21 protein-coding genes and 2 tRNA genes are annotated in these 22,151 nt (G+C 40.3%); 16 read left to right on the plus strand and 7 right to left on the minus strand.

Annotation, left to right across the window (positions count from 1 at the left end; translation table 11 throughout):
• Positions 1-320: 320 nt before the first annotated feature.
• Positions 321-1,118: a YggN family protein gene (locus H5186_RS08240; protein WP_145240021.1), complete on the plus strand. Its 798-nt coding sequence runs from the start codon at positions 321-323 to the stop codon at positions 1,116-1,118.
• An 83-nt stretch (positions 1,119-1,201) separates the two neighbouring features.
• On the opposite strand, the gene H5186_RS08245 is transcribed toward H5186_RS08240, so the two are convergent.
• The gene (locus H5186_RS08245; RefSeq protein WP_182794327.1) at positions 1,202-2,644 is read right to left on the minus strand and encodes a PLP-dependent aminotransferase family protein; all 1,443 of its coding nucleotides are present in this window, start codon (positions 2,642-2,644) and stop codon (positions 1,202-1,204) included.
• A gap of 116 nt (positions 2,645-2,760) precedes the next feature.
• Here H5186_RS08245 and H5186_RS08250 point away from each other — a divergent pair, with 116 nt between their 5' ends.
• Complete coding sequence (locus tag H5186_RS08250; RefSeq protein WP_145240025.1) at positions 2,761-3,696, plus strand: DMT family transporter; 936 nt, start codon at positions 2,761-2,763, stop codon at positions 3,694-3,696.
• A gap of 73 nt (positions 3,697-3,769) precedes the next feature.
• On the opposite strand, the gene H5186_RS08255 is transcribed toward H5186_RS08250, so the two are convergent.
• Positions 3,770-4,627, minus strand: coding sequence for a diacylglycerol kinase family protein (locus tag H5186_RS08255; protein WP_220496380.1), 858 nt, complete (start codon positions 4,625-4,627; stop codon positions 3,770-3,772).
• 323 nt (positions 4,628-4,950) lie between these two features.
• Here H5186_RS08255 and H5186_RS08260 point away from each other — a divergent pair, with 323 nt between their 5' ends.
• From H5186_RS08260 to H5186_RS08270, 3 genes are all read left to right on the plus strand, one after another.
• A complete protein-coding gene (locus H5186_RS08260) occupies positions 4,951-5,091 on the plus strand; it encodes a hypothetical protein (protein ID WP_169019719.1) in 141 nt (46 codons plus the stop codon).
• 211 nt (positions 5,092-5,302) lie between these two features.
• Positions 5,303-5,393, plus strand: a tRNA-Ser gene (locus H5186_RS08265).
• A 51-nt stretch (positions 5,394-5,444) separates the two neighbouring features.
• Positions 5,445-5,537: transfer RNA gene (locus H5186_RS08270), tRNA-Ser, on the plus strand.
• A 1,333-nt stretch (positions 5,538-6,870) separates the two neighbouring features.
• On the opposite strand, the gene H5186_RS08275 is transcribed toward H5186_RS08270, so the two are convergent.
• Both H5186_RS08275 and H5186_RS08280 read right to left on the minus strand, forming a co-directional pair.
• Entirely contained in the window at positions 6,871-7,659 is a 789-nt protein-coding gene (locus tag H5186_RS08275) for an amidohydrolase (RefSeq protein WP_182794328.1), read from the minus strand.
• A complete protein-coding gene (locus tag H5186_RS08280; protein WP_182783440.1) occupies positions 7,647-8,789 on the minus strand; it encodes a methionine aminotransferase in 1,143 nt (380 codons plus the stop codon). Before H5186_RS08280 ends, H5186_RS08275 begins: the two co-directional genes overlap by 13 nt.
• Positions 8,790-8,879: 90 nt before the next feature.
• On the opposite strand from H5186_RS08280, the gene H5186_RS08285 reads away from it, so the two are divergent.
• Genes H5186_RS08285 through H5186_RS08300 form a run of 4 tightly spaced genes read left to right on the plus strand, consistent with a single transcriptional unit; the run spans position 8,880 to position 11,082 of the window.
• Positions 8,880-9,497: a methylthioribulose 1-phosphate dehydratase gene (locus H5186_RS08285; protein WP_149982209.1), complete on the plus strand. Its 618-nt coding sequence runs from the start codon at positions 8,880-8,882 to the stop codon at positions 9,495-9,497.
• Positions 9,494-10,180: an acireductone synthase gene (mtnC, locus tag H5186_RS08290; RefSeq protein WP_182794329.1), complete on the plus strand. Its 687-nt coding sequence runs from the start codon at positions 9,494-9,496 to the stop codon at positions 10,178-10,180. Before H5186_RS08285 ends, mtnC begins: the two co-directional genes overlap by 4 nt.
• Complete coding sequence (locus H5186_RS08295; RefSeq protein WP_145240039.1) at positions 10,177-10,719, plus strand: acireductone dioxygenase; 543 nt, start codon at positions 10,177-10,179, stop codon at positions 10,717-10,719. The genes mtnC and H5186_RS08295 overlap by 4 nt, the downstream gene beginning before the upstream one ends.
• A 24-nt stretch (positions 10,720-10,743) precedes the next feature.
• Complete coding sequence (locus tag H5186_RS08300; RefSeq protein ID WP_182794330.1) at positions 10,744-11,082, plus strand: gamma-glutamylcyclotransferase family protein; 339 nt, start codon at positions 10,744-10,746, stop codon at positions 11,080-11,082.
• Here the strand turns inward: H5186_RS08300 and mtnA are convergent.
• A complete protein-coding gene (mtnA, locus tag H5186_RS08305) occupies positions 11,079-12,104 on the minus strand; it encodes an S-methyl-5-thioribose-1-phosphate isomerase (protein ID WP_182783446.1) in 1,026 nt (341 codons plus the stop codon). The genes H5186_RS08300 and mtnA overlap by 4 nt on opposite strands.
• Before the next feature lie 132 nt (positions 12,105-12,236).
• Here mtnA and mtnK point away from each other — a divergent pair, with 132 nt between their 5' ends.
• Positions 12,237-13,454, plus strand: a complete 1,218-nt coding sequence (mtnK, locus tag H5186_RS08310) for an S-methyl-5-thioribose kinase (protein WP_149982212.1) — start codon at positions 12,237-12,239, stop codon at positions 13,452-13,454.
• Positions 13,455-13,543: 89 nt separating this feature from the next.
• Here the strand turns inward: mtnK and H5186_RS08315 are convergent, their stop codons facing one another.
• Positions 13,544-15,025: an FMN-binding glutamate synthase family protein gene (locus tag H5186_RS08315; protein ID WP_182794331.1), complete on the minus strand. Its 1,482-nt coding sequence runs from the start codon at positions 15,023-15,025 to the stop codon at positions 13,544-13,546.
• 180 nt (positions 15,026-15,205) lie between these two features.
• Positions 15,206-16,984 carry a DUF885 family protein gene (locus tag H5186_RS08320; RefSeq protein WP_182739449.1) on the minus strand — a complete coding sequence of 593 codons (1,779 nt, stop codon included), beginning with the start codon at positions 16,982-16,984 and terminating at the stop codon, positions 15,206-15,208.
• Positions 16,985-17,339: 355 nt separating this feature from the next.
• Here H5186_RS08320 and H5186_RS08325 point away from each other — a divergent pair, with 355 nt between their 5' ends.
• The 6 genes from H5186_RS08325 (at position 17,340) to tatB (ending at position 22,123) form a co-directional block, all read left to right on the plus strand.
• Positions 17,340-18,326, plus strand: coding sequence for a diguanylate cyclase domain-containing protein (locus H5186_RS08325; RefSeq protein ID WP_149982319.1), 987 nt, complete (start codon positions 17,340-17,342; stop codon positions 18,324-18,326).
• A 115-nt stretch (positions 18,327-18,441) separates the two neighbouring features.
• A complete protein-coding gene (gene ubiE, locus H5186_RS08330) occupies positions 18,442-19,197 on the plus strand; it encodes a bifunctional demethylmenaquinone methyltransferase/2-methoxy-6-polyprenyl-1,4-benzoquinol methylase UbiE (protein ID WP_145240051.1) in 756 nt (251 codons plus the stop codon).
• A 40-nt stretch (positions 19,198-19,237) separates the two neighbouring features.
• Positions 19,238-19,843: an SCP2 domain-containing protein gene (locus tag H5186_RS08335; protein ID WP_149982215.1), complete on the plus strand. Its 606-nt coding sequence runs from the start codon at positions 19,238-19,240 to the stop codon at positions 19,841-19,843.
• 17 nt (positions 19,844-19,860) lie between these two features.
• A complete protein-coding gene (ubiB, locus tag H5186_RS08340) occupies positions 19,861-21,465 on the plus strand; it encodes a ubiquinone biosynthesis regulatory protein kinase UbiB (RefSeq protein ID WP_182717497.1) in 1,605 nt (534 codons plus the stop codon).
• Between the two features lie 80 nt (positions 21,466-21,545).
• Positions 21,546-21,785, plus strand: coding sequence for a Sec-independent protein translocase subunit TatA (tatA, locus tag H5186_RS08345; protein WP_149982217.1), 240 nt, complete (start codon positions 21,546-21,548; stop codon positions 21,783-21,785).
• Between the two features lie 5 nt (positions 21,786-21,790).
• On the plus strand, positions 21,791-22,123 hold the full coding sequence (tatB, locus tag H5186_RS08350; RefSeq protein WP_149982218.1) for a Sec-independent protein translocase protein TatB: 333 nt from the start codon (positions 21,791-21,793) through the stop codon (positions 22,121-22,123).
• Positions 22,124-22,151 lie beyond the last annotated feature (28 nt).

Raw genomic sequence — 22,151 nt, forward strand, 5'->3', positions numbered from 1 at the left:
TATGAAAAAGCACCAAAATAAAGCCATAACGCAATTCTAAAATAGTGTTATGTCGATATTGTGAATAAATAGCGCTAAATTTGAGTTCTGGAAAGTGAGAGTTTTTTATCGAAACGATAAGTATCTTTTATGTATTAATGTAAATTAGTCAAAATGACTAAAAAATGGCTTTTTTATAACATTTAAATGTAATTAAAAAAGGGAAAAAAACAATTAACTCATTGTTTTTAAATGCCAATAATTATTGGCATTAAACTTGATAAGTATTAAATACGTTAAATGCGTACTGGTCATAATCAACAAATTAGCAGGAAATAAAAATGAAAAAATTACTATTAATAAGTTCTTTATTCATTGCCACAGGGGCAATGGCACACAATGACAATGAGACGAATATTTCTTTTAGCGGCGACACATGTGACGTTGAATTTAAAAATGATGTGCGTATTAAGCCAAATGAATTAGAAATTTTTACAGCTGATAACCACACTATGACTTTTATAAATAGTGGCGAGTTAATGATTGATGGCCAAACTTTGACACTCAACAGTCAACAACACCAAGCTATCAGTAATTATTCAGACAGTCTGCGTAGCCAATTACCAGAAGTCGCGAACATTGCTCTTGAAGGCGTTAAAATTGCCGGGGTCGCCATTGAAGAAGTCGCCAATGCATTTAATATCGATGGCCTAGATAGCATTAATGAATTAATGGCTGATATTCAGGTAGAAGTACAAAACACCTTTTACCAACAAGGCGCTTTTGTAATGGGCCAACAAAGCTTTAGCCAATTTGGCGAAAACTTTGAAAGCCAATTTGATGAGCAAATAGAAAGCGCTGTACAAGCTGCGATGATGCAATCGATGGGTAGTATTTTAATGGCTGTAGGTTCAGAACTAATGGGCTCTGGTGGCGATATGCAAGCCTTTGAACAACGCATGGAAAATATGGGAGCTGAAATTGAAGCCAAAGTTGAGCAACAAGCTAACCAACTTGAAAAACGCGCTGATGCACTGTGCGGTAATTTTTCAACCATTGCTGATCAAGAGCAACAATTAGTTAAACTAGTTCCAGAATTGAAAGACTACCAATTATTTAGTTATAAACAAAATAACTAACTTGAACTCAGGTTCTAAACGCTAAAAGTTTGATATCCCTTTAGCAGCACTCTTTTTTAAAGGTGCTGCTTTTTTATGCCATGCTATTTCTTCGCTAAATGCACTAACTCACCTAGCTTTATAATAGCTTGTTCAATTTTTTCACCCCATGGCAAACCATAACTTAATCGAATACAACTGCGATATTTATTAGTGGCTGAAAAAATATAGCCAGGAGTAATGCTAATGCCACTTTCTAATGCCAGTTGAAATAGTTTTACACTATCGTAAGCCGCACCTAAATCAATCCAGATCACACATCCGCCTTGCGGATCGCTGATCCTAGCGGTACTCGGAAAGGCCTGTTGTAAACACCAGATCATTAGTTCTTTATTAGAACGTAGACGCTGTCGCAGTAGTTTTATATTACGATCATAATCACCACTAACTATAAATTCATATAACGTCCATTGATTGATCAATGAAGTAGAACAACTCAATGCACGCTTATAGCGACGCGCTTTGGCAGCAAACTTTCCGGCAATCAACCAGCCAACACGATAACTCGGCGCCGCAGTTTTAGAAAACGATGCACAGGTTAATACCAACCCTTTTGTTGAGTAAGCCTGAGCGGGTGTACCGCGCTGCGGGGTAAAATGTAAATCACCATACACATCATCTTCAATTAGCACCACATCTTGAGATTCCAATAACTCTACTAATTGTTTACGCTTATGATCAGGCATAAAACTACCCACAGGATTATTGATCGAAGTAGAGAACACACAGGCTTTAATATCGTGATCATGTAAAGCCTGGCTCAGATCATCAAGCCAGATCCCATCATCAGGACACAGCGGGATCTCGAGCGCCTTGAGGCCCAGGCTTTCGATCAATTCAATGATACCAAAATAACAAGGTGACTCGATCGCCACCACATCACCTACTTTAGTGACACATTTTAGCGCGATCGCCAGTGCTTCTTGAGCACCGTTGGTGATCACAAGTTCTTGCGAGTCAACACCAATGCCAAAATCTAAATAACGATGGATTAACTGCTTTTTCAATGGTGCAAAACCATCCATCGCACCATAATTTATGGCGCGACTGCCGGCAATCGACATAACCCGGCGCATCGTACGACTTAGCATTTTATCAGTTGGAGCGGCAGCAACAGGATTAGCAATGCCAAACGGTACGACATCGGCTTGATGAATTGCATCATACACTTGCTCAATTAATACCTGCATGTTGACCGAAACTGGCTCACGATTGAGTTTAACCCGCTTTGGCCGCGCTAACTGGGTATGTGCCGTTTTTAAAAAATAGCCTGACTTTTCTCGTGCTTCAACCAAACCTTGTGCCTCAAGTGATTGGTAAGCCAATTTCACCGTCGGAATACTGACATTCAGCTTAGTGGCCATTTTACGTAATGAGGGGAGTTTTTCGCCTGGTAATAGTGTCCCCTGCTCACTCAGCTCACGCACCAGCTGCATTACTTGCTGATATAAAAAGTCATGGTTGGTTTTGCTGATCACCAGCGACATAGTAGACACCTTAAAGCCGTACAATCTGTATAGGTTGCATTTATAGTTTTCTGTGTATGTTAAGTATACAGAAGTATCTTAAAATAAACACTTAATCGACATAATGGACCAAGGCCATGAAAAGTATCGTGCTTTATGCACTAACCGTTTTAATTTGGGGCTCTACCTGGCTCGCAATCGAATTTCAACTTGGCGATATCGCCGTTGAAGTTTCACTATTTTATCGCTTTAGTTTGGCTGCAATTCTAATGTGGGTATGGGTGAATATTAAAAAATTACCGATGAATTATAGTCGTCGCGATCATGGCTTTTTCGTATTACTAGCATTGTGTAACTTTGGCCTTAATTACTTAGTACTTTACTGGGCACAACATTATTTAACGTCAGCCATGGCATCAATCGCCTTTTCAATGTTGTTATTAATGAACATTGTAAATACCCGATTATTTTTTGGTAAACCCATCGCTAAACGTATTTATACGGGTGCATTGATAGGGGTATTAGGCATCATCAGTCTGTTTTGGCCACAATTACAGCAGTTCGACTTGAGTAATGGGGCGTTGGTCGGTTTGCTACTTGCCTTAGCTGGCACCTTTGTGGCTTCATTAGGGAATATGATCAGCGTGCGTAACTCTCAACAACGTATTGGCGTCATGCAGGGCAATGCATGGGGCATGTTATACAGCGCTATTGGTTTATTTGTATATGTAATCATCAGCGGTGCCGATTTTAGCCTGTCGGCCCCAGCAAGCTACTGGTATTCATTAGTTTATTTATCGGTGTTTGGGACGGTTATTGCATTTGCATGTTACTTTGCACTACTAAAAAATATCGGCCCAGAACGTGCCAGCTATGTGATTGTGTTATTTCCATTAGTTGCAGTGACTTTAAGTACATTATTTGAAGGTTTTAGTTGGCAAGCCAATACGTTTATCGGCTTTAGTTTAGTACTGCTTGGTAATGCTATTGTACTGACTCCAACAAAAAGAATTAAAGCGTTTATTGAGTCTAATAAAGCATCATTTGCTAATAAACGCTCCATCCCCAGTTAGAATGCGTATATACGCAACTAACGCCAAAAGCGCCTACTTGTTAGGCGCTTTTTTATTACTAACATATTACTCGTCATTTAGCATTGGGCATACAAAAACGCAACGCGAGCGGATGAATAGTCACCACCGCTGGGGTAACGCCTACCAGCTCACCATCTGCTTCGATTGGTAAATCAGGCGTATTTATATAAGCAATTTCTAAGCGCTGGTAGTTGAGCTCTTTCATACCGTGGTGCTTACGTAGCAATAAGCGCACAAAACTGTAGAGGTTACCTAACAAACCACGCGTAGGCACGCGATAGCACTCTAAATAGCCACTATTCAATTGTGCTTTTGGCGCTATCATCAACCCCCCACCAAAATAATGATGATTTGCAAATACAGTAATCAAATTACCATATTCGCATTGCTGCCCTGCAAAACTCCCAGCCAAGCGAGAAGGCTGATAAACGAATAAACACTTAAAGCCAGCTAAACTATAACTTAAAGCGGATAATGCAGGCTTGGTTTGCAATGCCTGTACTACATGCGCATCAAAGCCAACCCCCGCAATATTAATAAAGTAACGGCTATTTATTTGGCCAATATCGATTTTTACTTGATGCTCACTAAAAATAGCATTACGCCAAGCTGAGTTTGAACAGCCAAAGCCGCGTGCAAAATCATTACCCGTCCCCTGAGGCAATAACGCCAACGAGCAACTCAATCCCATCAATGCATTTACAGCCAAATGCAGGCTGCCATCACCACCGAGCACAACAACGCGCTTTTGTGACTGAGCCAAAACCGTTATTTTTTGGCAATCATTGGTAAAATGTCCTGTGGTGTAAAAAATAGTGTAACTAATTTGACGTTTTTGACACTGCTCTAATAACCAAGTGCAATTTTTTTTATGTTTTTTTTGCGTACTTGGTTTAATAATTATTAGCATCTGGATACCAGCCTATTCAAAAGTAGGGAAATAGACATTTTCAAAAAATAAATTAATCTGAATAATTAGTCACTTTATTTATTATCTAATGCATTAAAATATCAGTGGTAGTGTAATATTGCTTTTAAACAAGTGATTTAGGCGAATTTAAATTTCATAACCATGCATAATACTCAGTACACACTATCTGAATCATACCTTAATAAAAACAATTCGGATTAGTTATTTCTATCCGACCACCCTAATTTTTATCGTTTTATTTTTGTGCAAAAAAAGCTCAGAATAGCCGTATTGTCAAAACAGACATAACCCGGAGCAAAGTAATGAACCCAGTAAATACATTAAACGAAAATGCAGCTACTCATGTTGCAGTAAAACCGACCAACCGCAAAGCAAAAATGCTTGCCAGACTTAACCGTTTCGGCAAAAAGCTAGCTCTTGGCGGCGCAGTTCAATACAAGTAATCACCCAACCATGATTACTTTAGCGGTGCAGCAAACACCCAACCACTAAATGAAACTACTTATTTAGCTCCCTCGTTTGCTGCAACCCCTTCTTTAAACTCCCTAAAAACTCCTTTTTTATAAAAAAACCTCTTTTTTAGAACAAAAAAACAGCAAACGATCTTTTTCCTATTTACACACCCCAATCACCTGCGTATTATTCTTTCCCAACGGAGAGATGGCAGAGTGGTCGAATGCACCGGTCTTGAAAACCGGCAGGGGTTTATAGCCCCTCTAGGGTTCAAATCCCTATCTCTCCACCATTATTACGTTTTGGTGGTTCACTCGATTATCAAAATGACAATTTATGCGCCGGAGAGGTGGCCGAGTGGCCGAAGGCGCTCCCCTGCTAAGGGAGTATAGGGTTTGTAGCTCTATCGAGGGTTCGAATCCCTCCTTCTCCGCCATTTAATAACGAAAAAAGCCCCGCAATTTATTGTGGGGCTTTTTTTGTTGTTAAAAATGGCAGAAGGCGGGTGAGAACCCTCGACCAGGGTTCGATAAAATGTCAGGAACATTTTAGGCCGCTGCAAGCGTCGCGAAGCGATTGGTTACATGGACGTAAGCAAGCCCATCCCCACGTTTGACACAAATTTCAGAATGAAAAGCCTATTGTTTTATGTCCGTAACCTTTACACCAATGAAGGCGGGTGAGAATCCTCGACTAGGGTTCGACCAAACTTTGTCTGGAACAAAGTTAAACGCACGCAGTGCGCCCTGAAAACTAAACTCTAGATCCCTTCCGCTAAGTTGTGTAATGTAATATCAAATAGAACACATAAGTCAGCTCTTAAACCAAATTCAAAAATCGTTCTGACTTTTCTTTTTAAAAACACCAAAATATTTTCTAAGGCTACAAGTTGAATAATACCAATCGTGTTAAGTTACTGACCATTTATAGCGACAGATAAATGCAGTGATAACAAGGCGTAAATTTTGACATGTAGTTGTTCTACTTAAAAAAATTATAACGCAGTTAGCGCTTTATTTAGCTCGCTAGAATGGTTAAATATTTAAGTCGATTGGTATAACAGTGAGGACAAGGAAAGTGGTATTTTATATGCAGTTTTTACAACTGTATTATTGTACTTCCTTTTCAAAATCACTTTAATTTACACAATAGTTTCAGACCGATATGCTTCTTGTCTAAGCTCTCGCTGGGACAACATTGAAGTAGTTATTACTCCTTTTTCAGCATTCTTAATTTTAGCAATATTGAGTTGTATTTGGTTGTTCCTTAGTTGTTTAAAATATAAAAAGAAAGTAGGTAAAGCAGCCTATCTAGTATTTTTTTTCGCAGCGATATTCTATTATTTTTGGTTTAAAGGTTTTTACGGCTTTTGGTTACTAATGGAGTATGAGCAGGACAAAATAACCCTATCTCAATTTTTTAACAAAACTGGGGGCGATGAGTTATTTAAATTATATGATGGGCATCACGAAATTCAGATATTGTGCCAACCATATAATCACAATGCAGATAAAAAACCGGATAACTAACTGTTACATCATAGTAATGCAATAGGTTGCTACCTATTAAATCAATACTTTAACCTAGCCTAGGTATTCTCTCGTAACGATTGGGTGAGCAGGTAAAAATTCATCGCAGATAAACGGCCTTGTATTGATACAAGCCTGTAGATTATTTTTTTGTTGTATGTTGTCGGGTTTCGCTGCGATCAAACTCACCTACAATGCTTCTGCGTAAAACGGGTAAAGAGGCTAAACAGTCTCTTTATCTTAATAACCCAAACTAAACCCATCGGCATCTAAATGCGCCGGGAAACTTTGCTTAAAGAGCTCAAGCGGCTGTTTGTCCAAAGTGATAATAACAACATCAGCTTTGTTATCAGTAGCGGCTGCTAACGTATCACCTTTAAAGTCATACACTGCCGTGCCGCCATTGTGCGCGACGCCATTAGCATCATCACCAATACGATTAACGCCAATCACATAACACTGGTTTTCCATCGCCCGCGCCATTAGTAAGGTGTCCCATACTTTGCGCCTTGCAGCAGGCCAGTTGGCGACATTAACCATCACATCGTAGTCATTGCGATTGCGCTGAAAGACCGGAAAACGTAAGTCGTAACAAACTTGCGGTAAAATTCTAAAGTCATTAAGGGTGAACACTTCACGTTGCTGCCCTGCGGTTACAAAATCGCCCTCTTTGCCCAAGCAAAATAAATGCCGTTTGTCGTAATACTTCACTTCGCCATTGGGCCATGCCCAATAAAAGCGATTAGCTTTTTTATTTCCTTGCGTTACCAATACCGAGCCTGCAATTACCGCATTGCTTGATTTTGCCGACGCGATCATCCAATCAAGCACTTTGCCTTGCTTTAACTGATGATCCGGCTCTGCGCAATCAAGGTTAATAGCAAAGCCGGTGGCAAAGGTTTCTGGCAATAAAATAAGCTCTACTGGTTTATCTATATCAGCTATTTTATTGCCAAAGTGTGCCAAGTTGGCGTCTTTATCTAACCAATTAAGCGATGTTTGTATCAGTGCTAGGGTTAAAGTTGACATAAAATCTCCGCGGCTTGTAATAGCGTGGCGTCATTTTTAGCAAAGCATAAGCGAATAACTTTATCGTTGCTTGGTTGCTGATAAAACACGCTTAGTGGAATGGCTGCAACGCCTGCTTGTTCTACTAACCACTGGCAAAATTCTACGTCATTTAAATCCGATACATCGCTGTAATCAAGCAGTAAAAAGTAGGTGCCTTCACTTGGTAAAATGGTAAAGCGGCTATCTTTTAGTGCTTTACTAAGTACATCACGCTTTTGTTGATAAAACTCACTGAGCTCATCCACATGCTCACCTTGCTGTTCTAACATATCGGCTAATGCATGTTGTGCCGGCGTAAAGCTTGAAAAAGTCACATATTGGTGAATTTTACGAAACTCGGCCGCAAGTGCAGCGGGTGCGATGCAGTAACCCATTTTCCAGCCGGTGCTGTGAAAAGTCTTGCCAAAGCTTGAGATCACAAAGCTGCGAGCAAACAATTCGTTATCACGCAGCACACTTAAATGTGGTTGCTGATCAAAAGTAATATGCTCGTATACTTCATCACTTATCAGGTATAAGTCATGCTTAATTACTAAGGCTTTTAGAGCATTAATATCGTGCTGTTTTAACGTTTTACCACTTGGGTTATGTGGGGTGTTGATTATAATAGCCCGCGTTTTGCTATTGATAGCCGCAGCCACCGTTTGCCAGTCAATTGCATAACTCGGAGCATGCAGAGCAATATTGACTGACTGACCACCGGCCAATTCAATCGCTGGCTGGTATGAATCATAAGCGGGGTCAAACACAATGACTTCATCACCTTCGCGCACCAGCGCCTGAATGGCAACAAACAAGGCCTCGGTCGCGCCAGAGGTTACCGTTACTTGCTGCGCGGCATCTATTTCAGCCGCATATTTTCGTTTTGCTAACTGGGCAATTTGTTGCTGCAGGCGCGGTACACCAGATGAAGGTGAATATTGATTCACTCCTTCAAGCACATAATGATTAAGCTGTTTTTTAAGTAGCTCAGGCGCATCAAACTCAGGAAAACCCTGCGATAAATTAATCGCTTCGAATTGATTTGCTAAAGCAGTCATTTGACTAAAAATACTGGTGCCTAAATTTGGCAATTTACTTTCAAACACTGGTTACCCTTAATGATGGTTTTGCGCCCAAAGCGATGCTATCATTGCTGTTAACAGATGTATAGCCGTCTAAAAAAGTATGAGGAATGTATGCATAACAATACCGCTATTTCAGAACTTATAGAAGCAGGAAAGTGGATCAGTCAACGTGGTTGGGTGCCAGCTACGGGTGGTAATTTTTCAGCGCGAACTAACACCGGTTTTGTGGTTACTGCCAGCGGTTTTGACAAAGGTCAATTAGGGTCGCATACCTTTATTGAACTGGATCATGTCGGTAATCGTAGCGCTAGCGCCGCCAAACCCTCAGCTGAAACCGAATTGCATTTGTGCATGTATAAACTTATTCCTGCTGCTAATTATGTATTGCACACTCATTCGGTTGCTGCGACGGTATTATCTCGGGTTATTAAAGGTCACAGCCTAGACTTACACGGCTACGAAATGCAAAAGTCACTAACCGGCATTACTTCACATTTAGACACCTTGAGTATTCCAATCTTTGATAACGACCAAGATATTGATCGCTTGAGTTTATTAGTGAGCGATCACCACTTACACACGCCTATTGAGCACGGCGTGCTTATTCGCGGCCACGGTTTGTATGTAGTGGGTCGCACTATTGGTGAAGTACGCCGTCAATTAGAAGGCCTTGAGTTTTTATTTGCATGTGAGATAGAACGCTTAAAATTAGTAGGATTAGAATCATGATCAAAGCACTGCTGACCGATATTGAAGGCACTATTACCCGTATTTCGTTTGTTAAAGACGTACTATTTCCATATGCCGCAAAGCAGCTCCCCGAATTTGTAAAAACTCATCAAGAGCAAAGCGCTGTAGCTGAACAAATTTATGCCGTAAAAGCGGTTATTGAACAGCCAGATGCCAGTATTGATGTCGTAATTAACACTTTACTTGAATGGATCCGTGACGATAAAAAAATCACTCCATTAAAACAGTTACAAGGTTTGATTTGGCAAACTGGCTATGAAAATGACGATTTTACCGGCCATTTATACCCAGATGCCTACCACTTTTTAGTTGCACAGCAACAAGCCGGCCAGCAGTTGTATGTGTATTCATCAGGGTCAGTAAAAGCACAGCATTTAATTTTTAACTACTCTGACTTTGGTGATATTCGCTCCTTATTTACTGATTATTTTGATACTCAAGTCGGCGCTAAACAAGAGCAACGTTCATATCACAATATTATTGAGCAACTACCTTTTGCCGCTAATGAAGTGTTATTTTTAAGTGATGTGGCAGCCGAGCTTGATGCCGCCAAAGCCGCAGGTTTAAAAACCTTGCACCTGATCCGTGATGGTCAAGCAAGCTCGCCTGCGCATAACTATATTAACGATTTTAGCCAATTCACTGTGGAGCATTTAGCATGAGCCAACTGACTATTTTTGCTGACTGTAACGGCAATAATGCTTTATTAAACACTCAAGATACAGCACAAATTGCCACCGAGCTTAATAAAGTAAATGTACGATTTGAGCAGTGGCAAGCAACAAAAATGATTACTGCTGATACTAGCCATGAAGCTATTATTTCCGCCTATAACGCTGATATTGAAAGCTTAAAGCAACAAGGTGGTTATCAAACTGTAGATGTTATTTCGCTGGCAAAAGGCAATCCGAACGCTGCAGAATTACGTGCTAAGTTTTTATTTGAGCACACCCATAGTGAAGACGAAGTACGCTTTTTTGTAAAAGGCCAAGGATTATTTTGCCTGCATATTAACGACAAGGTTTACCAAGTACTTTGCAAGCAGGGTGATTTAATTTCAGTACCAGAGCTTACTCCCCATTGGTTTGATATGGGCAGCGATCCTGAATTTACTGCGATCCGTTTATTCAATAATACCGAAGGCTGGGTGGCACAAAGCACCGAATCTGAGATTGCTAAGCAGTTTCCTTTATTGGACTAAATATCTGTTAATAATGGAGTTTAAATGGAAAAGTTGTTTTCATACGGCACACTGCAATTAGAGCAAGTACAGCTTGATACCTTTGGCCGCTTGCTCGAAGGCCAAGCCGATACACTACAAGGTTACGTAGTAGGCGAAGTTGAGATCACCGACGCCGCCGTGTACAAAAGCAGCGGCCAGCGTTTTCATCCAGCATTAATTAAAACAGGCCTGCCAACAGATACAGTAACTGGCACTATTTTTACTATCACCTTAGAGGAACTTGCTAACGCGGATAGCTACGAAGTTAATGACTACATCCGTATTGAAGAGTCATTTAGCAGCGGCATTAATGCATGGGTGTATGTGGCAAAAGGCTGTTAAACCAGCCTTTTTAATTCACCAACTAAAACTTGTTGTTGGTCATAAACGCCAGTATCGAGTACCCAGCCGGTAATAAGCTTAGCGGGGGTTACATCAAATGCGGGATTATATACGTTAGCATTTGTAGGTGCCCATAGCGCTTCACCAAAGCTTCCGCTTACACCGCGCACTTCTGCGCTGTTACGTTGTTCTATTTCAATGTCTGCACCGCATGCTGTGTTTACATCGAGGGTTGTTAGCGGCGCTACTACATAAAATGGGATGTCATGAAAATGCGCCAGTACTGCTAAGTTATAAGTGCCTACTTTATTAGCAAAGTCACCATTTGCAGCAATACGATCTGCACCGACAAAAATTTTATCAACCTTGCCATCAGCCATTAAACTCGCTGCCATATTATCGCAAATTAAGGTGTAAGGTACTTGCCAGCGCTCAAGTTCAAACGCGGTTAAACGCCCGCCTTGCAATAATGGCCGCGTTTCATCCACCCATACATGAATATCGCCATGACGTTGCTGCGCTTTATAAATAACACCAAGAGCAGTACCAATACCTGCGGTTGCTAAGGCACCAGTATTACAATGTGTGAGAATATTATCGCCGCTGCTAACCAATGCAGCACCATGATTTGCCATGCTTTCACACAAGGCGATATCTTCATTAAACAATGTTACAGCAGCGCTTACAATTGCCGTTACATAATCATCTTGTTGTAATGCAATACGTAACTTTGCCATACAATGCATTAAATTAACCGCAGTTGGCCGAGTGGCTTCTAAATCATCAATCGCCTGCGCTAATGCTACTTTAGCTGTGCCTTGCTCTGCCAAATGGGCAACTAGCAAACTTGCTCCTAAACCAATCAGCGGTGCGCCGCGTATTTTTAAGCTTAGAATTAAATCCCTCATACTGGCTACATCATCACATTCGTGCCATACCTGCTGATGCGGCAGTAGGTATTGGTCTAACACGCTTAGTGTATTGTTTTGATATTTTAAACTGCTCGCTATGAGGTCTTGCATGATTGATCCTGAATAATCGTTAGGCTGAGGTTATTTTACAGTAGTTTTTAAAACGCACAACCCAGAAGTGTAGACATCTAAACGGTTGAAGGTATAGAATGCTATCGTTTATCATTTTCTGAGAGTACGCCGATGGCCGAATACGTTGCCTTTAATGCACAGCATGCGATTGATTATATTAAAAATCTTGTAACTAAAGATGGATATGATTTGTTTGATCCTGACCAAACGTTATCGGCGTATGAGTTTGGAGATGGCAATTTAAATCTCGTTTTTAGAATAAGCGACGAGCAAAGTAATAGCGTTATTTTAAAGCAAGCCTTGCCTTATGCGCGCTGTGTGGGTGAGTCATGGCCATTAACGCTTGACCGAGCACGCATTGAAGCTGAGGTTTTACTCAATCACGGCGCATTAAGCCCTGACTACACAGCAAAAGTATTGCATCATAATCCAGAGCAAGCACTGACCATTTTAGAAGATCTTGGTCACTTACAAATTTTGCGTAGCGCACAAATAAACGCAGAGCAATTTCCGCTATTAGGTCAACATGTGGCTCACTACTTAAGCCATACCGGTTTTTATAACTCAGACTTTTACCTAACCGCGCAAGATAAAAAAGCCAAAGTCAGTCAGTTTACCAATCCAGAGTTGTGCCAAATTACTGAAGATTTGTTTTTCAACGATATCTTGCGTGAACATGAACGTAATAACTATCCAAGCGAGTTGCAAAGTACAGTCAATAAACTACAAAATAACACCGCATTACATTTAGCGATCGCAAAACTAAAAGCTAAGTTTTTATCATGCCCGCAGACGCTATTACATGGTGATATGCATAGCGGCAGTATTTTTGTCGATCAAAACACCACTAAGATGATCGACCCTGAATTTGGCTTTTTTGGCCCAGTTGGCTTTGATATAGGCTCATTTATCGGCAATTTATTATTAAACTACTGCGCGCAAAATGCTCGTATTAGTGAATTTGTTACACGCCGTAACTATCACACCCATTTACTGACTTGCCTGCAAGAGAGTTATTCTTTGTTTGAACAACAGTGGCTGACATTTATTGCAGAGCAAACCACAGATAACAATTTAAAAGCCGCTGGTTATGGCGAGTATTTTATGCAACAAGTATTACAAGACGCGATTGGTTACTGTGGGACAGAACTAATACGCCGCACTATCGGCTTAGCACACGTTGCTGACATTGATGGCATTGAAGATGCGCAGGCGCGTTTAGACGTACAACGCCACACTTTAGCGCTGGGTGAGCAGTTAGTACTCAACGCCCACACTTGCAATAACAAAGAAGAGTTTTTCTCTTTATTGATAAGCCAACTAAATTAAATTTATAAAAATAGCAAAAGGCACTTTATTTAGTGCCTTTTATCAACCTATTTGGGCGGGACCTAGCTTCTATTACCTAATCTTTTAAATTACTGATAATTTTCATACATTTTATCAAGCGGCTCTGATAAACCATTTTCTTGCACAACGCGCACATGCTGGCGGCCAAGTTCACGGGCACTAAATACCCCGCATGAGTGAGCAATTAAACCCGCACCATAATGAATGTACTTATTGTAGTTTGCTACGCGCTGCGCTTTATCGGCGACATCTAAGCCACGTTGCAACCGCTCGTTGTGTGTGGTTATCCCTGTTGGGCAAGTGTCTTTATTACATTGCAGCGCTTGAATACAACCCAAAGCAAACATATGACCACGTGCCGATACAACAAAGTCTGCGCCCAGCGCGAGCGCCCATGCAACCTTAGACGGCACAATCAGTTTGCCTGACGCAATAACTTTAATTCGCTCTCGCAGGCCATGCTTTTCGAGCATATTAACAACCAAAGGTAAACTTTCTTTCAGTGGTAAACCCACCGAATCCATCAGCGGTTGTGGTGCAGCACCGGTACCGCCATCAGCACTATCGATAGTAATAAAATCGGGCGCAGATTCAATACCACGATGATTGATCTCAGCAAACAAGGTTTCCAGCCATGCATAAGCGCCAATAACCGCTTTAAAGCCGGTTGGCTTGCCAGTCGTTTCGCGCACCGAGGCAATCATATTAAGTAAATCTGCAGGGTTTTTAACTTCAGGATGACCATTTGGGCTAATTGAATCGTGACCTTCTGGGATACCACGAATAGCCGCAATTTCAGCAGTCACTTTTTTGCCTGGCAACATACCGCCTTTACCAGGCTTCGCACCTTGGCTCATTTTAATTTCAAACATTTTTACTTGTTCATGCGCAGCTATTTGCTTGAGCTTCTCATGACTTAATTTACCTTGTTCATCGCGCACACCATATTTAGCTGTGCCAATTTGAAACACAATGTCGGCACCTCCTTCTAAGTGATAAGGGCTTAAACCACCTTCACCAGTGTTCATCCAACAACCAGCGAGTTTGGCACCTTGCGATAACGCACGTACAGCAGGTTTTGATAACGCACCAAAACTCATACCTGAAATATTGAATAGCGATTTAGTAATATAAGGATTTGGACAATGCGGCCCTAACGTAACTGCACTAGGTTCAAGCGCTTCTTCGTCCAAGGTAGGAAACGCGCAGTTCATAAACATCACGGTCCCGGTAACTTCTAGGCTCTGAGTTGAGCCAAAGGCGGTGGTACGATCAACATTTTTAGCCGCTTTATAAACCCAACTACGATCGGCGCGATTAAATGGCATTTCTTCGCGATCCATAGCGAAAAAGTATTGACGAAAAAACTCACCTTGGCGCTCAAAAAAGTATCTAAACCGACCTATTACCGGATAATTACGTCTAATCGCTTGTTTAGATTGAGTGACATCACTGATATAAAAATAAATAACAACTAAAACTAAACACCCAAATACCACTATAAATAAGCTGGCAAACACATCAATGCTAAAAACTATTAAATTACTCATGCAGCGCCCCTTGCTGGTTGTTTTCTCATTTCACTAATACTTATACTAAAAACTTAAGCTAAGTAGCGAATATATTAGTAAAAATCTTATTACAGTAGAGAGCATATAAGCAGATTAAATTTCAAGCAAAGGATTTTAATGGATCACTGCACTGAATGCAGCGATCCATATCGATAGAAGCTAGCTTTTTTGTTTAGTCAACTCAGTTTCAATGTATCGATGGATTTGATCTTCTAATACTGACATTGGCACAGAGCCATGACGAAGTATTTGATGATGGAACTCGCGTACATCAAAGTCTTGCCCTAATGCTTGCTCTGTTTCTTTGCGTAAGCGTTTAATAGTCAGCTCACCAATTTTGTATGATAGTGCTTGTGCTGGCCATGAAATATAACGATCAGTTTCGGTTTTCACATTGTGTAAAGACAATGCTGTATTTTCGCTCATAAATTTCATCGCACGATCGCGACTCCAGCCGTACATGTGCATGCCAGTATCAACCACTAAACGGGCTGCACGCCACATTTCATAAGTTAAACGACCAAAGTTACTATATGGATCTTGATAAAAGCCCGCTTCAATACCTAAGTATTCAGAATATAATCCCCATCCTTCGCCAAATGCTGATAAATAAGCATCTTGACGATAACTTGGTAGGTTTTCTAATTCAGCATTAAGGGAAATCTGTAAATGATGCCCAGGTACAGCTTCATGAAAAGTAAGTGCTTCTAAAACATATAAAGGGCGCTTATCAAGTGCATAAGTGTTAACCCAGTAATAACCCGCTTGATCATCACGACTCGACCCAGAGTAACGGCCAGTCGTGTACTTAGGCGCTATGCTTGCTGGCACAGGTGCAACACCATAAGGCATGCGTGGTAAGGTGTGAAATAGCTTAGGTAATTGTGCATCCATTTTTTTAGCTATGTACGATGCTTCTTTTAATAACTCTTCCGGTGTTTTAGCGTAAAATTGCGGATCAGTACGTAAAAAGTGCACAAATTCAGCAAATGTGCCTTTAAAACCAACTTGCTCAATAATCTTATCCATTTCAGCACGAATACGTGCCACTTCTTTTAACCCCAGTTCATGGATTTCTTTTGGTGTCATATCTGTGGTGGTGTAATACTTGGCACGATTAGCATAAAACGCAGCACCATTTGGTGTAGCAGAGATACCAATTTCAGTACGCGCACCTGGCTGATACTCTTCATTAAAAAACGTTAAATAATTTTTATAAGCAGTAATCACCTGTTCTTTAATGATTTTTTTAGCTTGTTGCTGTAAAGCAAAAAACTCACTATCACTCAAACCAGCGGTATTATTTAAAAATGGTTTATAAAATTCAGACTCAGTAACGTCATCAACAATATATGCACTGATAGAATCTTGATAACCAATTAATACAGCCTTAGGTTGAGTTAAGCCAACTTCCAGCCCTTTACGCATCCAACCGATATTTTGCGCAAAAAACCGAGGAACTTGCTGCAAACGCTGTAGATAAAGTTGGTAATCAGCTAGTTTTTTATAATCTGAACTCGACACCATAAAAGATAAACTCGAGTGAAAGCCATATTCAGAAGTAAGCGGCATATAGTGGCTGTTAAATACATATTCATCGATACTATTTTGTACTTGGCCGCGAATTATAGTGAGGTTAATACGGTTTTCATCACTGAGTTTGTCTTTATCTATTGCGTCTAACTGCGCTAATAATTCAGTGTTATGTTGGTATTTCTTTTCAAGAAACTCCGCAGATAAATTAGTTAACAAATAGCCATCAACACCCTCAGGGTTGCTATACGTGCTTATACTTTTACGGTAATCAACAATTGATTGCGCCACTTGCGTAAATTGTTGGTCGCTATCTATCGTGGTCATTTGGCACGCACTTAATGTACATGCCAAGGCGATACTTAACAGAGAATGACGCATAACCGATGAAGGTGATTTTTTCATAATAATAGGGATCTGCTACTTAAAACGTGATGTTTAACCTAACCTAGGCAGATCAAATAACCAAAAAAATGCGACCAAGGGCGATAAATATAAGGTTAAATTAACCGCGACTATTGGCTAGTAGTTAATCAGCATTTTTATTGCCTAGTAAGATTGTCGAGAAAACCAGCTAATGAACGAGAAAAATGGAGATTTCGCTGCCAAATTACATATTTTTGCTTTTAAATATCCCCGATACAGATTAATGTAAGGCAATCTCATACGCTAGGATCGCGTCAAGACCTCATGGAGAAGGTTATTTAATTTCGCTGTTACGTGTATTTAATTGGTGTATACAATGATGTTCCATGATTCCATGGCTATTGCTCAAGAAAAAATGACCAAGGTATGTATCTTTTTAGAACACCATATATTACCACCGACCCCTCTCAATTATCACGTTGTCTATACCTATATCAGCCAAGTTAATTCTGATTTAAATACCACTATCGATCGTGCAATTGCCCAAGGCCAAGAAATTGACTGTGTTTATATAGAGCAACTGTATTTCGATTATATGGATCAAGCTCATCAAGCTGAAACCAAAATGGTACGCAATGTTGATGATGTTATTAATTCATTATCACGTAGCGCGCACTCAACCGAAAAAGATATCATTCGCTTTGCAAGTCAGGTCAGCGAATGCGTGCATTTATTAGATGAAAATAATGTTAGCCAAAGCAAACTCGCACTTGAGACATTAAATAAGCAAACTGCCCACCTGCTCACTCAACATAAACAATTTAAAATAGAGCTGATCAAAGCAAAGCGATTACAAGAGAAAACCCAACAACAACTCGTACAATTACGTAAACAACACATCACCGACCAGCAAACAGGCCTTTTTAAACGTCATTATTTAAACCAGCAAACACAATTATGGTTAAACCAAAAAAAATCTGTGTGTGCAATTGCCATCCAAATCGATAACTTAGATCACTTTATTGATAACTACGGCGATATCATTGGTGAAGTAATTTTAAGTAAAGTAGCTAAACAAATTCAAAAGTATGTATTTGAAAGTGGCCTGCCAGGGCGTACTGGCAAAGATGCTTTTACTGTATTACTGGCCGATATCGACCCTGAAACTGCGAATGTAATTGCTGAAAAAGTCCGTAATGGAGTCGAGAAACTGCGATTCGTCAGTTCTAAAAACGGTATTAAGCTACCAGCAATCAACCTGTCATTAGGGATTGCCAAGCACTTAGACGAAAAAGATTTTAATAATCTTGCCCGTAAAGCCTCCAATGCAGCACATAAAGCAAGATCGCTTGGCCAAAGCAGCTTTATTGCCGGACAGTGAGCCACAACGAATAAATAATAAAGCTTGATCCACAAGCAATTTTCCCCATATTCAAATTGCACCATGGCGTAACAATCAAGTACACTAGTCTTTATTACCACGATAGAGATTAATCATGAACGAGAATCCTGAAAAGACCACGCATTTTGGTTATAAAACCGTTGCCGAAACCGAAAAAGCTTCTATGGTTGCCGATGTATTTCATTCAGTTGCTACTAAATATGACGTAATGAATGATCTCATGTCGTTTGGTATTCATCGTTTATGGAAACGTCAAACCATTGCCAGCTCAGGTGTGCGTAAAGGCCATCATGTGCTGGATTTAGCCGGTGGCACTGGCGACTTAACGGCAAAGTTTAGTCAACTAGTTGGTGATACTGGGCAAGTAGTATTAGGTGATATTAACTCATCAATGCTTAAAGTGGGCCGCGAAAAGCTACATAACCTAGGTCTTGTCGGTAATATTGACTACGTACAAATGAATGCTGAAGCACTGCCTTTCCCTGATAATAGTTTTGATTTAATTACCATTGCCTTTGGTTTACGTAATGTTACAGATCAAAATAAAGCACTTCGCTCGATGTACCGAATCTTAAAGCCTGGTGGTCGTCTGCTGGTATTGGAGTTCTCCAAACCAGAGCATCAAGTGTTAAGTAAAGCCTATGATTTTTACTCATTTAACTTACTACCTAAAATGGGTGAGTTAGTTGCTAACGACGGTGAATCATACAAATATTTAGCTGAATCAATTCGTATGCACCCAGATCAAGAAACACTAAAAGCAATGATGAACGAGGCTGGATTTGAGCAAACCACCTATCAAAACCTCACCGGTGGTATTGTAGCATTACATCGTGGCTTCAAATATTAAGCGTCACACCAGCTAGTAACGTTTATTGCTAAGGTATTGTATGTTAAATAATTTCATAGTCGCACTAGTCGAAGGTATTTTAAATACGGCACTTAAGCTCGACCCCACTCTTGGCGATAGGCTGTCATCAATTGCCCAACAACGCTTATTAATTGATATACGCGATTGGCAACAGCAGTTTTTAGTGGTGTTTACTGGCCAACAACTGCATTTATACAACACTACCGAAACGCAATATGACTGCATGATAAGCGCCGATATTAATACGTTAATGGCACTTAAAAACCCTGCAATGCTGACTCAGTTAATCCGCCAAGATAAACTCGATTTGCAAGGTGATCTAAATATTGCACAAGGGTTTAGTAATGCTTTCGCTGCGCTTAATATCGATTGGCCTGAACATTTATCTGATTATCTTGGTGACGCAGCGGCACAGCAACTATGGCAATTAGTTAAACAAACTCAACAGCAAGGTCAAAAAGCCAACAAGAAACTCTCTACAACGCTCACTACTTTATGCCAAGACGAGCTCAAAGTGACTATTCATCCTTTAGAGCTTGAGCAATTTAAGCAACACACGCGTCAACTCAAAGCACATGTTGCGCAACTTGAGTTACGTATCAACCAACTACTTCAAGCAAAATGAATCAGTAAGGATTATCTGTGTCAGCTGCTCGGCTTTATAACATCACAAAAACCCTCCTTAGCTATGGTTTGGATGAACTGATCCCATCACAAAAAATACCTTGGTATGGCAAAGTTGGCCGTGCATGTCTATTTTGGCTAACCAATAAACACCCAGAAAAACCAGCAGGGTTAAGACTGCGTTTAGCATTACAGCAATTGGGGCCGGTGTGGATCAAGTTTGGCCAGATGTTATCTACTCGGCGCGATTTATTACCACTAGACATCGCTTTAGAGCTGGCCTTACTACAAGATCAAGTACAGCCATTTGATGGTGTGTTAGCACAACAACTAATTGAAAATGCACTTGAAATCGATGATATCAGTGAATACTTTAGCGATTTTGAGCAAACCCCTTTAGCTTCAGCATCCATTGCCCAAGTACATACTGCTACTTTAGTGGATGAACATAATCAACCACAAAAGGTGGTTATTAAAGTTATTCGCCCTGATATCAGAGAACAAATTGACGCTGATTTAGCATTAATGGAACAATTTTCCAAAGTAGTGGCCAAGTTAATCAATGAAGCGAAAAGGTTACGCCCAGTTGAAGTAGTCAAAGAGTATAAAAAAACCTTACTTGATGAACTTGATCTGATGCGTGAAGGCGCAAACGCCATTCAATTAAAGCGTAATTTTGAGGGTTCTGATTCGCTTTATATTCCCTATGTTTACAGTGACTATAGTCGCGTAAATGTACTAGTCATGGAGCGAATCTACGGTATTCCAGTGTCTGATACTGAGGCATTAGTTGCGCAAAACACCAATATGAAACTACTGGCCGAACGCGGTGTGGAGGTGTTTTTCACCCAAGTGTTCCGTGATAGTTTTTTTCATGCTGATATGCACCCTGGTAACGTATTTGTATCCTATGAGAGCCCTGAAAACCCTAAATTTATCGGTATTGATTGTGGCATCGTGGGCACGCTAAACAAAGAAGACAAACGTTACTTAGCCGAAAACTTTATTGCCTTTTTTAATCGCGATTATCGTCAAGTCGCACAATTACATGTCGATTCTGGCTGGGTACCTAAAGACACCAGCGTGGAAGAATTTGAGTTTGCCATTCGCACTGTCTGCGAGCCGATTTTTAATAAGCCATTAGCAGAGATTTCATTTGGCCACGTCTTAGTTAATCTATTTAATACCGCTCGTCGCTTTAATATGCAAGTTCAACCCCAATTAGTTCTACTACAAAAAACCTTGTTGTATGTTGAAGGCCTTGGGCGTCAGCTATATCCACAATTAGATTTATGGAAAACAGCTAAACCCTTTTTAGAAGACTGGGTAAAGCAACAGGTTGGTCCTTGGTCGGTATTGAAACAGGTATACGCAAACTTGCCATTTTGGGCAGAAAAAATGCCTGAGTTACCTGATTTGATTTATCACAACCTAAAACAACAGCGCAACAGCCCTGCACCACTGCCACAGCCATCATACAAGCCATTATTACTTGGTCTTTTTGCTGGTTCAGCAATGATAGTCTCTGGGTTATGTTATTTGCAGCATGACCTTGTCGCTGCAGGTATTGCTGGGATATGCTCTTTAAGCGGCTTTATACTTGCTTGGCGCAGCGCAACATAAACTAAGTGCTATTTAGTGCTCGGTGAGTATAATCAGTACAATAATTTTAATTCACAGTATTTAAATAAGTGGAGAACATCATGGGTTTTGGCGGCATTAGTATTTGGCAATTGTTAATTGTTTTAGCAATCATAGTGTTACTTTTTGGCACAAAAAAATTGCGTGGCATTGGCGGTGATTTAGGTAACGCTGTAAAAGGGTTTAAAAAAGCAGTCTCTGAAGATGAGCAAAATAAACCAGCAGAACCAATTGAACAAGCAAATAACCCAATACAAAACAAAGAGTCTGTTGATAAAAATAAAGAAGACCATAAGGCTTAATTAGCATGGGTATGTGGGAACTTGTTGTGGTGTTAATCGTCGGCTTAGTGGTACTTGGCCCTGAGCGTTTGCCGGTTGCTATTCGTACTGTTAGCCGTTGGGTAAAAACTATAAAATCGTTGGCTAATTCTGTTAAGGCTGAAGTCAACGAAGAATTAAGAGTGCATGAGTTACACCAAAATTTAAAAAAAGCTGAACAACAAGGCATGCAAGACTTAAGTCCAGCAATAAAAGACTCGGTCAGCGAATTACAAAAGGCAGCGGACTCAGTCACCCACAGTTATAAAAAAAGATCTTCTGAGCAAACAGATAAAGTGAATATTGATGAACAAAAATGAAATTATTTTTGTTGGCTATGGTCTATAT

It is taken from the genome of Pseudoalteromonas sp. SG41-2 (assembly GCF_014164535.1).
In the GTDB taxonomy this organism is placed as follows: Bacteria; Pseudomonadota; Gammaproteobacteria; order Enterobacterales; family Alteromonadaceae; genus Pseudoalteromonas; species Pseudoalteromonas rhizosphaerae.

Excerpts from the sequence above, each read along its gene's own strand:
- H5186_RS08240 (WP_145240021.1), top strand. The coding sequence starts at position 321 with ATGAAAAAATTACTATTAATAAGTTCTTTATTCATTGCCACAGGGGCA.
- H5186_RS08245 (WP_182794327.1), bottom strand. The coding sequence starts at position 2,644 with ATGTCGCTGGTGATCAGCAAAACCAACCATGACTTTTTATATCAGCAA.
- H5186_RS08250 (WP_145240025.1), top strand. The coding sequence starts at position 2,761 with ATGAAAAGTATCGTGCTTTATGCACTAACCGTTTTAATTTGGGGCTCT.
- H5186_RS08255 (WP_220496380.1), bottom strand. The coding sequence starts at position 4,627 with ATGCTAATAATTATTAAACCAAGTACGCAAAAAAAACATAAAAAAAAT.
- H5186_RS08260 (WP_169019719.1), top strand. The coding sequence starts at position 4,951 with ATGAACCCAGTAAATACATTAAACGAAAATGCAGCTACTCATGTTGCA.
- H5186_RS08275 (WP_182794328.1), bottom strand. The coding sequence starts at position 7,659 with ATGTCAACTTTAACCCTAGCACTGATACAAACATCGCTTAATTGGTTA.
- H5186_RS08285 (WP_149982209.1), top strand. The coding sequence starts at position 8,880 with ATGCATAACAATACCGCTATTTCAGAACTTATAGAAGCAGGAAAGTGG.
- mtnC (WP_182794329.1), top strand. The coding sequence starts at position 9,494 with ATGATCAAAGCACTGCTGACCGATATTGAAGGCACTATTACCCGTATT.
- H5186_RS08295 (WP_145240039.1), top strand. The coding sequence starts at position 10,177 with ATGAGCCAACTGACTATTTTTGCTGACTGTAACGGCAATAATGCTTTA.
- H5186_RS08300 (WP_182794330.1), top strand. The coding sequence starts at position 10,744 with ATGGAAAAGTTGTTTTCATACGGCACACTGCAATTAGAGCAAGTACAG.
- mtnA (WP_182783446.1), bottom strand. The coding sequence starts at position 12,104 with ATGCAAGACCTCATAGCGAGCAGTTTAAAATATCAAAACAATACACTA.
- mtnK (WP_149982212.1), top strand. The coding sequence starts at position 12,237 with ATGGCCGAATACGTTGCCTTTAATGCACAGCATGCGATTGATTATATT.
- H5186_RS08315 (WP_182794331.1), bottom strand. The coding sequence starts at position 15,025 with ATGAGTAATTTAATAGTTTTTAGCATTGATGTGTTTGCCAGCTTATTT.
- H5186_RS08320 (WP_182739449.1), bottom strand. The coding sequence starts at position 16,984 with ATGAAAAAATCACCTTCATCGGTTATGCGTCATTCTCTGTTAAGTATC.
- H5186_RS08325 (WP_149982319.1), top strand. The coding sequence starts at position 17,340 with ATGGCTATTGCTCAAGAAAAAATGACCAAGGTATGTATCTTTTTAGAA.
- ubiE (WP_145240051.1), top strand. The coding sequence starts at position 18,442 with ATGAACGAGAATCCTGAAAAGACCACGCATTTTGGTTATAAAACCGTT.
- H5186_RS08335 (WP_149982215.1), top strand. The coding sequence starts at position 19,238 with ATGTTAAATAATTTCATAGTCGCACTAGTCGAAGGTATTTTAAATACG.
- tatA (WP_149982217.1), top strand. The coding sequence starts at position 21,546 with ATGGGTTTTGGCGGCATTAGTATTTGGCAATTGTTAATTGTTTTAGCA.
- tatB (WP_149982218.1), top strand. The coding sequence starts at position 21,791 with ATGGGTATGTGGGAACTTGTTGTGGTGTTAATCGTCGGCTTAGTGGTA.